The organism is Streptosporangium sp. NPDC050284 (genome assembly GCF_044459525.1).
In the GTDB taxonomy this organism is placed as follows: Bacteria; Actinomycetota; Actinomycetes; order Streptosporangiales; family Streptosporangiaceae; genus Streptosporangium.
Window position 1 is genome coordinate 350,649 of the sequence record NZ_JBITIZ010000009.1, and the last position, 13,416, is coordinate 364,064.

At 71.1% G+C, this 13,416-nt stretch carries 14 protein-coding genes; 9 read left to right on the forward strand and 5 right to left on the reverse strand.

What is annotated here, in order from left to right:
• The first annotated feature begins 22 nt into the window (after positions 1 to 22).
• Together ACIBH4_RS22780 and ACIBH4_RS22785 are read left to right on the forward strand one after the other, a co-directional pair.
• Entirely contained in the window at positions 23 to 772 is a 750-nt protein-coding gene (locus ACIBH4_RS22780; protein WP_362511299.1) for a sugar phosphate isomerase/epimerase, read from the forward strand.
• Positions 769 to 1,872, forward strand: a complete 1,104-nt coding sequence (locus ACIBH4_RS22785) for a Gfo/Idh/MocA family oxidoreductase (protein WP_362511296.1) — start codon at positions 769 to 771, stop codon at positions 1,870 to 1,872. The genes ACIBH4_RS22780 and ACIBH4_RS22785 overlap by 4 nt, the downstream gene beginning before the upstream one ends.
• A 223-nt stretch (positions 1,873 to 2,095) precedes the next feature.
• Here ACIBH4_RS22785 and ACIBH4_RS22790 read toward each other — a convergent pair whose 3' ends face one another.
• Entirely contained in the window at positions 2,096 to 2,311 is a 216-nt protein-coding gene (locus tag ACIBH4_RS22790) for a hypothetical protein (RefSeq protein WP_362511293.1), read from the reverse strand.
• Positions 2,312 to 2,328: 17 nt separating this feature from the next.
• On the opposite strand from ACIBH4_RS22790, the gene ACIBH4_RS22795 reads away from it, so the two are divergent.
• Both ACIBH4_RS22795 and ACIBH4_RS22800 read left to right on the forward strand, forming a co-directional pair.
• On the forward strand, positions 2,329 to 2,964 hold the full coding sequence (locus ACIBH4_RS22795) for a hypothetical protein (protein WP_362511289.1): 636 nt from the start codon (positions 2,329 to 2,331) through the stop codon (positions 2,962 to 2,964).
• Positions 2,965 to 3,099: 135 nt separating this feature from the next.
• A complete protein-coding gene (locus ACIBH4_RS22800; RefSeq protein ID WP_362511286.1) occupies positions 3,100 to 4,323 on the forward strand; it encodes an NAD(P)/FAD-dependent oxidoreductase in 1,224 nt (407 codons plus the stop codon).
• Between the two features lie 50 nt (positions 4,324 to 4,373).
• On the opposite strand, the gene ACIBH4_RS22805 is transcribed toward ACIBH4_RS22800, so the two are convergent.
• Positions 4,374 to 4,835, reverse strand: a complete 462-nt coding sequence (locus ACIBH4_RS22805; RefSeq protein ID WP_362511284.1) for a PPOX class F420-dependent oxidoreductase — start codon at positions 4,833 to 4,835, stop codon at positions 4,374 to 4,376.
• Positions 4,836 to 5,048: 213 nt separating this feature from the next.
• Here ACIBH4_RS22805 and ACIBH4_RS22810 point away from each other — a divergent pair, with 213 nt between their 5' ends.
• Positions 5,049 to 5,687 carry a fasciclin domain-containing protein gene (locus tag ACIBH4_RS22810; protein WP_362511281.1) on the forward strand — a complete coding sequence of 213 codons (639 nt, stop codon included), beginning with the start codon at positions 5,049 to 5,051 and terminating at the stop codon, positions 5,685 to 5,687.
• Positions 5,688 to 6,080: 393 nt separating this feature from the next.
• Positions 6,081 to 7,721: an ATP-dependent DNA helicase RecQ gene (locus ACIBH4_RS22815; protein WP_362511278.1), complete on the forward strand. Its 1,641-nt coding sequence runs from the start codon at positions 6,081 to 6,083 to the stop codon at positions 7,719 to 7,721.
• Between the two features lie 70 nt (positions 7,722 to 7,791).
• On the opposite strand, the gene ACIBH4_RS22820 is transcribed toward ACIBH4_RS22815, so the two are convergent.
• From ACIBH4_RS22820 to ACIBH4_RS22830, 3 genes are all read right to left on the reverse strand, one after another.
• Entirely contained in the window at positions 7,792 to 8,610 is an 819-nt protein-coding gene (locus ACIBH4_RS22820; RefSeq protein WP_362511275.1) for an SAM-dependent methyltransferase, read from the reverse strand.
• A gap of 106 nt (positions 8,611 to 8,716) precedes the next feature.
• A complete protein-coding gene (locus ACIBH4_RS22825; protein ID WP_362511272.1) occupies positions 8,717 to 9,532 on the reverse strand; it encodes an SAM-dependent methyltransferase in 816 nt (271 codons plus the stop codon).
• Between the two features lie 140 nt (positions 9,533 to 9,672).
• On the reverse strand, positions 9,673 to 10,176 hold the full coding sequence (locus ACIBH4_RS22830) for an ATP-binding protein (protein ID WP_362511678.1): 504 nt from the start codon (positions 10,174 to 10,176) through the stop codon (positions 9,673 to 9,675).
• A 229-nt stretch (positions 10,177 to 10,405) separates the two neighbouring features.
• Between ACIBH4_RS22830 and ACIBH4_RS22835 the strand changes: the two genes are divergently transcribed.
• The 3 genes from ACIBH4_RS22835 (at position 10,406) to ACIBH4_RS22845 (ending at position 13,396) form a co-directional block, all read left to right on the forward strand.
• Positions 10,406 to 10,642: a DUF397 domain-containing protein gene (locus ACIBH4_RS22835; RefSeq protein WP_362511269.1), complete on the forward strand. Its 237-nt coding sequence runs from the start codon at positions 10,406 to 10,408 to the stop codon at positions 10,640 to 10,642.
• Between the two features lie 182 nt (positions 10,643 to 10,824).
• Positions 10,825 to 11,706 carry a helix-turn-helix transcriptional regulator gene (locus ACIBH4_RS22840; protein ID WP_362511676.1) on the forward strand — a complete coding sequence of 294 codons (882 nt, stop codon included), beginning with the start codon at positions 10,825 to 10,827 and terminating at the stop codon, positions 11,704 to 11,706.
• A gap of 166 nt (positions 11,707 to 11,872) precedes the next feature.
• A complete protein-coding gene (locus ACIBH4_RS22845) occupies positions 11,873 to 13,396 on the forward strand; it encodes an SDR family oxidoreductase (protein WP_362511266.1) in 1,524 nt (507 codons plus the stop codon).
• The last annotated feature ends 20 nt before the right edge of the window (positions 13,397 to 13,416 follow it).

Below are 13,416 nucleotides of genomic sequence, written 5' to 3' on the forward strand. Positions count from 1 at the left end.
CCTCCACGCCTAAGGAGAACTGATGAGCTCACTCGCCGTCCAGCTGTACTCCGTACGCGAACAGGCGGCCGTCGATCGCCGCGCCGTGCTGCGCCGCATCGCCGGCATGGGGTACGACGCGGTCGAGCCGTTCGACGCGCATCTCGATCCGGGAGGTCTTCGCGAGGATCTGGAGGAGGCCGGGCTCTCGGTGTGCAGCGTTCACGCCCCGCTCCTCGACGAGCGGCGCGCGTCCTCGCTCGCCGGGGCCGTCGCGGTCGGCGCGCGGACCGTCATCGTGCCCGCCGCCCCCGCCGAGTGGTTCGCCGACAGGGAGGGGGTCGAGCTGGCGGCGAGGAACATCGGCGAGGCGGCCCGTGAGGCCGCCGACCACGGGCTACGGCTCGGATACCACAACCACTGGTGGGAACTGGAGCAACGGGTGGACGGCCGTCCCGCGCTGGAGGTGCTGGCGGAACTGCTGGACCCCTCGGTGCTGCTGGAGGTCGACCTCTACTGGGCGGCGACCGGCGGGGTCGACCCCTCGGGGCTGCTGACCCGGCTGGGCGAGCGGGTGAGCCACCTGCACGTCAAGGACGGCCCCGCCACCCAGGAGGGCCCGATGACCGCGGTCGGCGCCGGCCAGGTGCCCATCGTGGACGCGCTGAACACCGCGCCGGACGCGGTGCGGATCGTGGAGCTCGACCACTGCGCCACCGACATGCTCCAGGCGCTGGACGACAGTCACGTCTACCTGACCGGTCTCGTCGCCGCCGGGCGGGTGAGCGCATGACCGGCCCGCTCGGGGTGGCGATCGTCGGGTGCGGCAACATCAGCCACCAGTACCTGGGTAACCTCACCTCCTTCCCCGGCGTGCGCGTGGTGGCGTGCGCCGACCTGGACCTGGCCCGCGCCGAGGAGGTCGCCGCGCGCTACGGCGTGCCGGTGGCGACCTCCCCGCAGGAAGCGATCTCGCACCCCGACGTGGAACTGGTGGTCAACCTCACGATCCCGGCCGCGCATGCCGAGGTGGCGCTCGCCGCCGTCCTGGCCGGGCGACACGTCTACAACGAGAAGCCGTTCACCGTGGACAGGGAGTCCGGCGCGCGGCTCGTCGAGGCCGCCACCGCGGCGGGGGTGCTCCTGGGCAGCGCCCCCGACACCTTCCTGGGCGCGGGGCTGCAGACCGCGGCCAGGCTCGTCTCCGAGGGGGCCATCGGCACCCCGCTCACCGCCCTCACCCTGTTCCAGACACCGGGTCCCGAGGTCTGGCACCCAAACCCCGAGTTCTTCTTCCAGCCCGGGGCCGGGCCGTTGTTCGACATGGGTCCCTACTACCTGACGACCCTGGTGACCCTCTTCGGCCCGGTGGCGCGGGTGGCCGCGGTCAGCCGCAGGGCGAGGGACGAGCGGGTCGTCGGCTCCGGCCCCAAGGCGGGGACGCGTGTTCCCGTGGCGGTGCCCACCCACACGACCGCGCTCCTGGAGTTCGCCGCGGGGCAGGCCGCCACGCTCGTCTTCAGCTTCGACTCGCCGCTGGGCCGCACCGGGTTCGTCGAGATCACCGGTACCGAGGCGACCATGGAGGTGCCCGATCCCAACACCTTCGGCGGTGAGGTCCGGCTGCGCCGGGCCGCCGACGAGGAGTGGACGCCGGTTCCCATCAAGGGCACCGAGGCCGGTCGCGGCCTGGGCGTGCTCGACATGGCCCAGGCCATCCGCGAGGGAAGGCCGCACCGGACCACCGGCGAGCTCGGCCTGCACGTCCTCGACACGATGATCGCCATCGCGGAGTCCGCGGAGCGGGGCGAGTTCGTGGAGGTCGGCAGCACCTGCCCGGTGCCCGTACCGCTGCCCGAGGGATGGGACCCGGCCGCGATCCGTTTCGACTGACGGCCGCAGGGCGGGGGCGGGCCGTCTCGCGGCCCGCCCCCGCGCGCGACTCGCCCGGGAAACGGCCCTCAGGGGCGACGGCGACGACGGTTCGCCCTCGCATGACGCGCCCGAGCCGCTGCCGGACACCTGGGGCACGGCAGCGACTCAGGCGCGTCGCTGCCGGGGCTCCAGGTGTCCGGTCCGGTCGGCGGGAAGGGGGCCGTCAGGACAGGGCTCGGAGTCAGGGCGCCTGGTCGGCGGGGCCGACGGCCCTGGGGACCGGCTCGGAGGAATCCCGGGAGAGCTCACCGGGGGACTCCTCCAGGCGGGCGCGAAGGCGGGCGCGGATCTCTTCCGGGGTGTACGCCTGCCGGCGGCGCTCGGCCCGCGCGATCACGACCCCCGTGGCCGCGACGCCCGCCACACCCGCCAGACCGAGTATCTTCCACCATCGCATGTGCCTACGCTATCGGAATGTCCGGCAAGAGCATCAGCCTCGATGAGGCCGTCAACCTGACCCGCACCGGCGACGTGTGGCTGTTCCGCGGTCGAACGGTGCCCGATCGAGCGATCCAGACCATGACGAACAGCCCCGTCAACCACGTCGGCATGTCGGTCGTCATCGACGACATGCCGCCCCTGATGTGGCACGCCGAACTGGGTCGCTCCCTGCCCGACCTGTGGTCGGGAACCCACCAGCGCGGCGTCCAGCTGCACGACCTGCGCGAGGCGGTGACGGTCTGGGCCACCAGATACGGCCAGCGCGGCTGGCTGAGGCAGCTGGAGCCGCAGGCACCCCGCGAGATGGAGGACGCCGTCCTGCGCACCGTCGCCCGGCTGGACGGCACGCCCTTCCCTTCGACGGCCAGGCTCGCCGGCCGCTGGATGAAGGGGCGGGTGCCCAAGATCTTCAAGCGGGGCGCCGAGGAGAGCGCCCTGGAGAGCGCCTACTGCGCGGAGGTCGTCGCGGTCACCTACGAGGCCATGGGACTGCTGCCCGGAGGGCGGCGGCCGAACTGGTACGACCCCGGCCGTTTCTGGAGCGGTGACGACCTGGAACTGACCGGAGGTTTCCGGCTCGGGGGAGAGATCACCGTGAAGCTGGGGTAGGTCGTACGACGAACGGATCGGCGGGCGCAACCCCCGGCACCCGCCGCTCGAAGACAAGGATGGCGGATTCCCTCACCCGAGGGGTTCCACGGACCCCTGAGGTTTCGTGCCGCCGTCGCCTTGAGGGGGTGCGTCATGCCGGACACGGTGGTGATCGTCGGTGCGGGTCTCGCCGGTCTGGCATGCGCCCTGCGGCTGCGTTCGGCGGGGATGGAGGTCCGCGTCGTCGAGGCGGCGGACGAGGCGGGCGGCCGGGTGCGCACCGACGTCGTGGACGGCTTCCGGCTGGACCGCGGCTTCCAGGTCTTCAACACCGCCTACCCGGAGGCCGCGCGGGTCCTCGACGTCGGGGCTCTGGACCTGCGCCCGATCCCGTCCGGCCTGATCTCCTTCGAGAGGGGGCGGCGGGAGCGGTTCATGCTGCCCTGGCGCCATCCGGGCCAGGCGCTCAGCGGGCTCCTCGCCGACGTGGGCTCCCCGCGTGACAAGGCGGCCCTGGCGGCGCTGACCGCACGGGACCTCCTGCTGCCGGTGAGCCGGTTGCGCGACGGGCGCGAACGCACCACGCGCGAGGAACTGCGGCACTGGGGCGTCTCACCGAGGATGGTCGAGAAACTGATCCGCCCGTTCCTTTCCGGTGTCGTCCTGGAGCGGGAACTGGAGACCTCCAGCCGTTTCTTCCACCTCATCTGGCGCGCCTTCGCCCGGGGAACGGTCGGGGTGCCCGCGCTCGGCATGGGAGAGATCACCCGACAGCTCGCCGGACGCCTTCCTCCGGGGGCGCTCGCGCTGGAGACCCCGGTCCTCGCCGTGACCGAGGAGGGGGTGGAGACGGCCGGGGGCGAGACGATCCAGGCCCGCGCGGTGGTGGTGGCCACCGATCCCGCCATGGCCGCCGCACTCTATCCGGGGCTGGAGACTCCGGCGATGCGCTCGGTGACGACCTTCTACCACGTGGCCTCCCGCTCGCCCATGGACGACCCCACGCAGATCGTCGACGCGGAGGGCCACATCACCGACACCCTGGTCATCAGCGACGCCGCGCCCGCGTACGCGCCGCCGGGCCGGGCGTTGGTCTCCACGTCGGTGCTGGGAGTCCTCTCCGACGCGGACGAGCCCCGGGTCAGGGCACGGCTTTCACAGATCTACGGGACGGACACCTCGAACTGGGACCATCTGGCGACGTACGCCGTCAAGGAGGCGCTGCCCGCGATGGTGCCGCCGTTCTCGTTGCGACGCCCGGTGCGCTTCGCGCCGGGCCGCTACGTCTGCGGAGACCACCGCGACACCGGCTCGCAGCAGGGAGCCCTGGTCTCGGGGCGCAGGGCGGCCGACGCCGTCCTGGCCGACCTGGGGTGATCCTTGGAGGTCGTCTCCTGGCCGGCGGACCGGTCCGGGCGCCAGGCCCCTCAGGCCAACCGGGCGGGGAAGCCGCCGGTGGCGATGGGGCCCCAGCGCTCCGGGGTGACGCGCAACAGCGACTTGCCCTGCCGTGTCATCGCCGCTCGATACTCGTCCCAGTCGGGGTGCTCACCCGAGATGGACCGGTAGTAGTCGACCAGCGGTTCGAGGGCCTCCGGCAGGTCGAGGACCTCGGCCGTGCCGTCCACCTGCACCCAGGGGCCGTCGAAGTCGTCCGACAGGACCACGACGCTCACCCGCGGGTCGCGGCGGGCGTTGGAGGTCTTGGCGCGCTCGGGGTAGGTGGACACCACGATGCGGCCCTCGGCGTCGACGCCGCAGGTCACCGGGGACGCCTGTGGCCTGCCGTCGCGCCGCGCGGTGATGACCAGCGCACGGTGGCGGCCACGGAGGAAATCCAGCAGCCGGTCGCGGGAGACGACCTCGTTGGTTGCGATCTTCGGGCTCATGATTCCCACTCTACGGGGGGATGCGGAGGGCCTTGATTAACGCCCTGTCGAGCGGAAAATAGCTATCTCTCTCGGGAGATATGTGGTCAAGAGTCCTCTAGTGGGGCATTTAGCCTCAAATCTCAGGGAATTGATCTCCAATACAGGACATGAGTGGCTCGGGAACCCGCCGACGGACCCGGATGGCTCATCCGCCCAATCAAGGAGAAAACCGTGAAGCAGAAGTCTCTTCTGGCATCGGCCCTGACCGTACTCGCCCTGACCGCGGCCCCCGCCGCGCAGGCGGTCGCCGCCCCCGGGTGGATCACCTCTCCCACACCGGTCCCGACAGACTCGACCATGCCCACCGAGGGCGCCTCGCCCGAGCCCTCGGGCATGATGACGGAGCCGTTCGGCCCCGGGTGCGCGTCCCTGCCCGCCGAGGGCGAGGGCAGCCTCAGCGCGATGGCCTCGCAGCCGGTCGCCACCGCCGCCGCCTCCAACCCCTCCCTGTCCACGCTGGCCCAGGCGATCGAGCAGGCCGGCCTGACCGAGACACTCAACTCCGCCAAGGACATCACGGTGTTCGCACCCACCAACGAGGCGTTCGCCAAGATTCCGAAGGACAAGCTCGACAAGCTCCTGGCCGACAAGGCGGAGCTGACCAAGGTCCTGACCCACCACGTCGTCGAGGGGAAGAAGACCCCCCAGGACCTGACGACCGGCACGCTGACCACGATGCAGGGAGGGACGCTGACCGTCACGGGCTCCGGTGAGGACTTCACCGTCGACGACGCCAAGGTCCTCTGCGGCAACATCCAGACCTCCAACGCCGTCGTCTACCTCGTCGACACGGTGCTCATGCCGAAGTGACCGCGGCGAAAGCGGTGAACACGCGGCGGTCGTGACGGCCGTCGCGGTCACGACGACCGCGACGGCCGTTCACGATGCCGGCGGCCTCCGTGCCCCGGCGCTCCGAACCGCGACCTGGCCCGCGGTGACCCGGCAGGCCGGCCGAGCCGCGACGCGGCAGGCGTGGTGGCCTGACACGGCGGACCGGGGTGACCCGGTGGGCCGAGCCGTGACCTGACGGCTGACAGCCGGGCCGCGATCCGGCCGAGGGAGGGGTGCCCGCGATGGGGCGCCCCTTATCGGCGTCTCCCGCTTACCGTCCCTCCCGCGCCCTCCTTCGATCAACGGGGCATCGCGCGACTAGTGCCCCGATCCGCGGGTACCTGGCCGTCACACGGCGGGAAGGCGGAGGGCATGAGCATCAAGGACAGGTTCGGGCCGAGGGCGCGGAAGCTGCGTGCCGTGGCCCGCAAGGTCTTCGGCTGGCGTGACCTGCGCCCCGGGCAGCTCGACGCCATGCGTCACCTGCTCGCCGGGGGCGACGCCCTCGTGGTCATGCCCACCGGCAGCGGTAAGTCGGCCGTCTACCAGGTGCCGGCACTGCTGCTCGACGGGCCCACCGTCGTCGTCTCGCCGCTCATCGCCCTCCAGCGTGACCAGGTCGCCGGGCTGGCCGAGGCCGACGCGGGCGGGGCGGTCGCGGTCAACTCCGCCCAGTCCGGTGGCGAGGCGTCCCTGGAGGCCGTACGCGCGGGCGCGGCCGAGTTCGTCTTCCTCTCACCCGAGCAACTCGCGAAGCCGGAGACGGTCGAGCGGCTGCGCGCCGCGCGTCCCTCGCTGATCGCCGTGGACGAGGCGCACTGTGTGTCGGCGTGGGGCCACGACTTCCGGCCCGACTACCTGAGGCTGGGCCAGGTCATCGAGCAGCTGGGGCATCCGCCGGTGGTGGCGCTGACCGCCACGGCCGCCCCCGCGGTACGCGACGAGATCGTCACCGCCCTCGGCCTGAGGAACGTCCGCCAGATCGTGCGGGGTTTCGACCGGCCCAACATCGACCTACAGGTGCGCCGCTTCGTCACCCAGGAGGACCTGAGGCGGGCGCTGGTGGAGGACGCGGCGTCCCGCTCAGGACTCGGGCTGGTCTACGTCGCCACCCGCCGCGCCGCCGAGGAGTACGCCACCGCGCTGCGCGAGGCCGGTCGCAGGGCCGAGGCGTACCACGCGGGGATGAAGGCGGCCGAGCGGCACAGGATCCACGAGATGTTCCGCGACGACGAGCTGGACGTCGTGGTCGCGACCTCGGCGTTCGGCATGGGCATCGACAAGCCGGACGTGCGGTTCGTGCTGCACGCCGCCCCGCCGGAGTCGCCGGACTCCTACTACCAGGAGATCGGCCGGGCCGGGCGGGACGGCGAGCCCGCCGCCGCGGTGCTCTTCTACCGTTCCGAGGACCTCGGGCTGCGCAGGTTCTTCGCCGGGGGACGTGCCGACGAGGAGCTGCTGCTGCGGGTCGCCACGCTGGTGTACGAGCACGGCGGCACCGTACCCGCGGGCGAGATGCGGGCCCTGCTCGACGTCGGCGCCACCCGGCTCACCCGGCTGGTCAACCTGCTGGAGCGGGCGAACGCGATCGAGGTCACCGGCGAGGGCGACCTGCGCCGGGTGTCCGGCGGTCCCGAGCCCGAGGCGGCCACGGCGCGCGCCGTCGAGCTGGACGACACCCGGCGTCGCATCGACGACTCCAGGATCGACATGATGCGCGCGTACGCGGAGACCACGGGCTGCCGCCGCCGCTTCCTGCTCGAATACTTCGGCGAGCCGCGCGAGCACGGCTGCGAGGCCTGCGACACCTGCCGTGCGGGCCTGCCCCAGGAGCCGGAGGCCGCGGACGAGGGGCCCTTCGCGATGCACGCCAGGGTGCGGCACAGCGCCTGGGGGCCGGGGATGGTGATGAGCAGGGAGAGCGACCGGATCACCGTGCTGTTCGACGAGGTCGGCTACAAGACGCTCTCGCTGGAGGCCGTGGAACGCGACGACCTCCTGGTCGCGGGTTAGGTCCTCCTGTCGGAATCTCCTGGAGGCGGGCGGGAGGGATCCGCCGGTCGCGTGCGGGGGGCGGTGCTCGTCAGTCCTTGACCTTGCGGGCCACCCCGCCCATCGTCCACGTCCTGTCGCGGCCCTGCGCGGTGAGCGGGTTGTCGGGGTGCCAGTGGCGTATGTAGACCAGGCCGGGGTCGACCAGTTCCAGCCCGTCGAAGAAGCGCAGCACCTGATCGCTCCGCCGAGAGGCGTCCTCGGTGCGGCCGAGGACCCGCTGGAAGATCTCGACCAGCGGGCCCTTGGCCTCCGGTCGCGTGTCGAAGACGACGTGGCCGATGCCGAAGTGGCTGCCGACCGGCACCGCGTCGCGAAGGATGGCCACGCTCTTGTGCGGGTCGTCCTCGTCGGGGATGAACTGCAGGGCCGACAGGATCAGGACGGCCACCGGTAGCTCCAGGTCGACCAGACGCAGTAGTTCCGGGTCGGTGAGCAGCTCGCGGGGGTGCAGGACGTCACCCTCGACGGCGGTGGTGTACGGGTTGGTGGCGAGCGTGGCGCGGGCGTGGGAGAGCACCACGGGGTCGTTGGAGACGTAGACCACGCGCGTGTCGGGCGCGATCTCCTGGGCCACCTGGTGGACGTTGCGGCGGCTGGGCAGACCGGCGCCGATGACGACGAACTGGGTCATGCCTCGCTCGACGAGATATCGCACCATCCGGCGCAGGAAGGCCTGGGCCTCGTGCGTCATGGTCCTGATCTCGGGCGCGATGGCGAGCACTTCCTCGGCCGCCTTGCGGTCGGCGGCGAAGTTGTCCTTCCCGCCGAGGAAGTAGTCGTTCATTCTGGCGATGTTGGGAACGCTGGTGTCCAGGCCTGCCCCCGGCCGCCGGGACGTGTCGTTCAAGTTCTCACCTCCGCTGTTGCCTGCGACATTAGAGAATCGCGCGTCGCGTGAACAGATGCCGAGGCGCCATGAATGCCGGCAAAACTCGACGGTTTCCCAAAAAAGCCTACTCTTTTCGCGCGACTCCGCCGACGACCCAGACGGCATCCGGCCGGTGGGGCATCGCGCCCTCCGGCCGCCATTCGGGAATGTAGACGACGCCCGGTTCGACCGGCTTCAGCCCGTCGAGGAAGAGTTCGACCTCGGCCTTGGTGCGCAGGTTCGCACGGCGGGGACCGGTGATCGACCCGCTGTCCTGGAAGAGGGTGGCGAGCCGCGCGGTCCTGTCCGGGCACAGATCGGAGACCGCGTGGGAGAGGGCCATGTAGCTGCCCGGTGCGACGGCCTTCTGCAGGGCGACGACGGCCTGCATCGCCTCGACGTCGTCGGAGAGGTCGGTCAGGACCGAGAAGAGCAGGATCGCCACGGGCTCGTCGAGGTCGATCAGGTCGGTGAGGCCGGGATGTGCCAGGAGCCGCTCGGGGTCGCGCATGTCCGCCTCGACGACGACGGCCGGGCTGTCGTCCTTCAGGAGGGCCTGGGCGTGGACGACGACCATCGGGTCGTTGTCGACGTAGACGACCCGCGCCTCGGGCGCGATGCCGCGCAGGATCTGGTGCACGCTGCCCTGGGTCGGCAGGCCGCAGCCGATGTCGACGAACTGGCGGATGCCGGCCTCGACCAGGAAGCGCACGACGCGGTCGAGGAATCTGCGCCCTTCCCGCGACATGGCAGGGAGTTCGGGGGCGATGGAGAGCGCCACCTGCGCGGCGGTCCGGTCGCTGGCGAAGTTGTCCTTGCCGCCCAGGAAGTAGTCGGATATCCGGCCCGCGTTCGGGATCGTGGGATCGAACCTGAGGCGCTCAGGTTGTGACGACGCCATGGTGTCCTCCGTCCGGCATGCGGTTCCAGCGGACATTATCGACCTTCTGCCCACAGGGTGATGTGTTTTCTGTCTGAGCCTCCTTCCACTCGGGTAACTTTCCCGGCACTCGACCGTCGGTGACGGGCTCTCGCGTGTCGTCAGTGGCAGGCTTCCAGGTGGCGTTCTCCTGCCGAGGGCAGGGCGAAGGCCGCCCACACCGCCTTGCCCCGGCTCTCCAGCGGCGCCCAGCCCCACGTCTCGCTGACACCGTCGACCAACTGGAGTCCCCGGCCGTTCTCCGCCTCGTAGTCGGGCTCGCGCAGGCAGGGGCCCTGGTCACTGGGGTCGGTGACCGCGCACAGCACCGAGCGCTCGGTGTGGCAGAGGATCACCCTGACCTCGGGGAAGGAGCGGGCGTGCGCGACACCTCGCGTGCCGTGGCGTACGGCGTTGGTCACGAGTTCGGAGACCACGATGCCGGTGTCGTCGATCAGCGGCTCCAGCTCCCAGGTCCTCAGCGCTTTGGTGGTGAACTCGCGGGCGGTCCGCGCCGCGCACGAGTCGTAGCGGAGGCTGCGGACGGCCATCTGTAACTGGCCGACGTGGTCCTCCCTACCGGCCCAGGGGGGCAGGCCGCTCGGGGGGAGCAGGTGATTAAGCATCGACAACCACCGTTCCCACCCTCCGATCTCAGCTCGGATGGGTGTGGCTTCGTGTCTTCGGTAACCAGTCATCGGCGACCTTGGGGAGGGGACGATCGTGTGGCGAGGTTGATCCGTCTGCCATCTTGCCCTCCGTAATGTGCATAGGCAAGTACAGATGCACGTGCATCTGCACAAAAAGCCCTACACTCGGAGTGTTGTTTCCCTCCCTAATCGGTGAGAGGCGAGGATGAACCAGCTGTACAACGGCATGTCGGCCGCCCTGATGCACGGTGTCGTGTGGCGCAAGAGCCACTTCAGCAACCCCAGCGGCAACTGTGTGGAACTCGCGGAACTGCCCGACGGCAGGGTCGCGATGCGCAACTCCCGCGACCCCGAAGGCCCCGCACTGATCTACACCCGCCGCGAGGCCGACGACTTCGTCCGCGGGGTGAAGAGCGGGGAGTTCGACGACCTGATCAATTGAAGATCCGCCACTGTGATTGAAAGATAAAATCTTCTATGGTCTGAGCGCGGCGAGCGGAGTACCGTGAAGGCTCGCGATCGCCACAAAGAGTGGGCGCAGGATCGCGTTCCGCGCCCGAAGGACTGCAGATGATCACACCAAGCGCCGACGGCCGGCCGGTCGGTCCACCCTCTGCGGCCTCCATGACCTCCATGGCCGCACCGCGGGGTAGCTCCACCGTGCTGCGGATCGTCCTGGGCGCACAGCTCCGCCGCCTGCGCGAGCAGCGGGGCATCACACTGGAGGAGGCGGGGCACTCCATCCGCGCCTCGCACTCCAAGGTCAGCCGCATGGAGCTCGGCAGGGTCAGCTTCCGGATCAGGGACGTGGCCGACCTGCTCACCCTGTACGGGGTGACGAGCGACGCCGATCGTGAGCCGTTCCTCTCCCTCGTAGAGAAGGCCAACCTCGCCGGCTGGTGGCACAACTACAACGACGTGCTGCCTCCCTGGTTCGAGACGTACGTGGGCCTGGAGGAGTCGGCCAGCGGCATCCGCAACTACGAGGTCCAGTTCGTGCCCGGCCTGCTGCAGAGCGAGGGCTACGCGCGGGCCGTCGTCCGGCTGGGCTTCCCCTCGGCCTCCCCCGAGGAGCTGGACCGCAGGGTGAAACTGCGCATGGCACGCCAGCGACTGCTGCACCGCCCGGACCCGCCCCATCTGTGGGCCGTGCTGGACGAGGCCGTGCTGCGCCGACCCCTCGGCGGGGCCGAGGCGATGTGCGAGCAGATCGACCACATCCTGCGCGCGCTCGAACTGCCCAACGTGACCGTCCAGATCGTGCCCTTCAGCGTCGGCGGCCACGCCGCGGCCGGGGGCCCCTTCAGCATCCTGCGCTTCTCCCAGCCCGACCTGCCGGACATCGTCTACATGGAGCAGCTCACCAGCGCCGTCTACCTGGAGAAGCGCGACGACGTCGACAGCTACCTGGAGGTCATGGAGCGCCTGTGCATCGAGGCCGAGCCGGCCACGCGCACCCGTGAGATCCTCCTGGAGATCCGCGAGGAGTTCCAGCGGAGGCTCTGAGCCGGAAACGGCGGGTACGGAACGGCGGCGGGGGAACGGTGGGCTGGAAACGTCGGCCGGGGAACGGCGGGCCGAAGGCGCGGTGAACGCGTGGCCGTGAGCCCGTGCGCGGCACATGAAAGGGTCCGGCCGCAACCGCCGGGCGGCGCCGTACGAAAATGTACGCATGAGATGTCTCGTGACCGGCGCGACCGGATACATCGGCGGGCGGCTCGTTCCCGAACTGCTGGACGCGGGGCACGAGGTCCGCTGCATGGTGAGGTCGGCAGGCCGCCTGCGCGACCAGCCCTGGGTCTCCCGGGTCGAGGTCGCCCAGGCCGACGCGGCCGACGCCGAGCAGGCGGCGAAGGCCCTGGAGGGCATCGATGTGGTCTACTACCTGATCCACACGATGGGAGGGGGGAGCGGCTTCGCCGCCGCCGACCGCGAGGCGGCCACCACCTTCGCCGCCGCGTGCGAGCGCGCCGGGGTTCGCCGGGTCGTCTATCTCGGCGGCCTCGCGCCGGACGAGAGGCTCTCGCCGCACATGCGCTCCCGCGTCGAGGTGGGGGAGATCTTCCTGCGCTCCTCGGTGCCCGCGGTGGTGCTGCGGGCCGCGGTCATCATCGGATCGGGCTCCGCCTCCTTCGAGATGCTGCGTCATCTCACCGAGCGGCTGCCCGTGATGACGACGCCGCGGTGGGTGGGCACCAGAACGCAGCCCATCGCGATCCGCGACGTGCTGCGCTACCTCGTGGCCTGGGCCTCCGTCGAGGAGGAGGTGAACCGTTCCTTCGACATCGGCGGCCCGGACGTGCTCACCTACGCCGACATGATGCGGGTCTACGCGGAGGTCGCCGGGCTGCCCCGCAGGCTGATCATCCCGGTCCCGCTGTTGAGCCCCGGCCTCTCCAGCCACTGGGTGGGGCTGGTCACCCCGGTCCCGGCGAGCCTGGCCCGCCCGCTGGTGGAGTCGCTGCGCAACGAGGCCGTCTGCGGCGAGCACGACATCGCCCGCTACGTCGAGGACCCGCCAGGCGGGCTGATCGGGCTGAGGCGGGCGGTCGAACTCGCCCTCCAGCGCGTCAAGGAGGCCAAGGTCGTCACCCGCTGGTCCTCGGCCTCCACCCCCGGGGCGCCGAGTGACCCGCTGCCCACCGACCCCGACTGGGCGGGCGGCAGCCTGTACGTCGACGCGCGGGCCCGTCGGGTCGACGCCTCCCCCGAGGCTCTGTGGGCGGTGATCGAGTCCGTCGGCGGCGAGGTGGGCTGGTACTCCCTGCCCCTGGCCTGGAGCCTGCGCGGTCTGCTCGACCGGCTGGTCGGTGGCGTGGGCCTGCGCAGGGGGCGTCGCGACCCCCGGCGGCTCTGGGTGGGCGACTCCGTCGACTTCTGGCGGGTCGAGGAGATCGAGCCGGGGCGCCTGCTGCGGTTGCGCGCGGAGATGCGCCTGCCCGGCCTCGCCTGGCTGGAGATGCGGGTGCTCACGTACCGGGGTGAGACCGTCTACGGTCAGCGGGCGATCTTCCACCCTCGCGGTCTGGCCGGGCACCTCTACTGGTGGTCGGTCGCGCCCTTCCACAGCCTGGTCTTCGGGCCGATGCTGCGCAACGTGGCGAGGGCCGCCGAGCGCGGCGGCCGGTCCGTCTCGCGGCCCTCCCCGGCCGGTGCTCCCCGTGACGGCGACCCGAGGGACGCCGTCCCTCTCTGACCCTCTCTGCCCCCCTCTGG

Coding starts and splice junctions, on each gene's coding strand:
- ACIBH4_RS22845 (WP_362511266.1), top strand. CDS start 11,873: ATGAGATGTCTCGTGACCGGCGCGACCGGATACATCGGCGGGCGGCTC.
- ACIBH4_RS22825 (WP_362511272.1), bottom strand. CDS start 9,532: ATGGCGTCGTCACAACCTGAGCGCCTCAGGTTCGATCCCACGATCCCG.
- ACIBH4_RS22790 (WP_362511293.1), bottom strand. CDS start 2,311: ATGCGATGGTGGAAGATACTCGGTCTGGCGGGTGTGGCGGGCGTCGCG.
- ACIBH4_RS22830 (WP_362511678.1), bottom strand. CDS start 10,176: ATGCTTAATCACCTGCTCCCCCCGAGCGGCCTGCCCCCCTGGGCCGGT.
- ACIBH4_RS22785 (WP_362511296.1), top strand. CDS start 769: ATGACCGGCCCGCTCGGGGTGGCGATCGTCGGGTGCGGCAACATCAGC.
- ACIBH4_RS22800 (WP_362511286.1), top strand. CDS start 3,100: ATGCCGGACACGGTGGTGATCGTCGGTGCGGGTCTCGCCGGTCTGGCA.
- ACIBH4_RS22795 (WP_362511289.1), top strand. CDS start 2,329: ATGTCCGGCAAGAGCATCAGCCTCGATGAGGCCGTCAACCTGACCCGC.
- ACIBH4_RS22780 (WP_362511299.1), top strand. CDS start 23: ATGAGCTCACTCGCCGTCCAGCTGTACTCCGTACGCGAACAGGCGGCC.
- ACIBH4_RS22835 (WP_362511269.1), top strand. CDS start 10,406: ATGAACCAGCTGTACAACGGCATGTCGGCCGCCCTGATGCACGGTGTC.
- ACIBH4_RS22840 (WP_362511676.1), top strand. CDS start 10,825: ATGACCTCCATGGCCGCACCGCGGGGTAGCTCCACCGTGCTGCGGATC.
- ACIBH4_RS22805 (WP_362511284.1), bottom strand. CDS start 4,835: ATGAGCCCGAAGATCGCAACCAACGAGGTCGTCTCCCGCGACCGGCTG.
- ACIBH4_RS22815 (WP_362511278.1), top strand. CDS start 6,081: ATGAGCATCAAGGACAGGTTCGGGCCGAGGGCGCGGAAGCTGCGTGCC.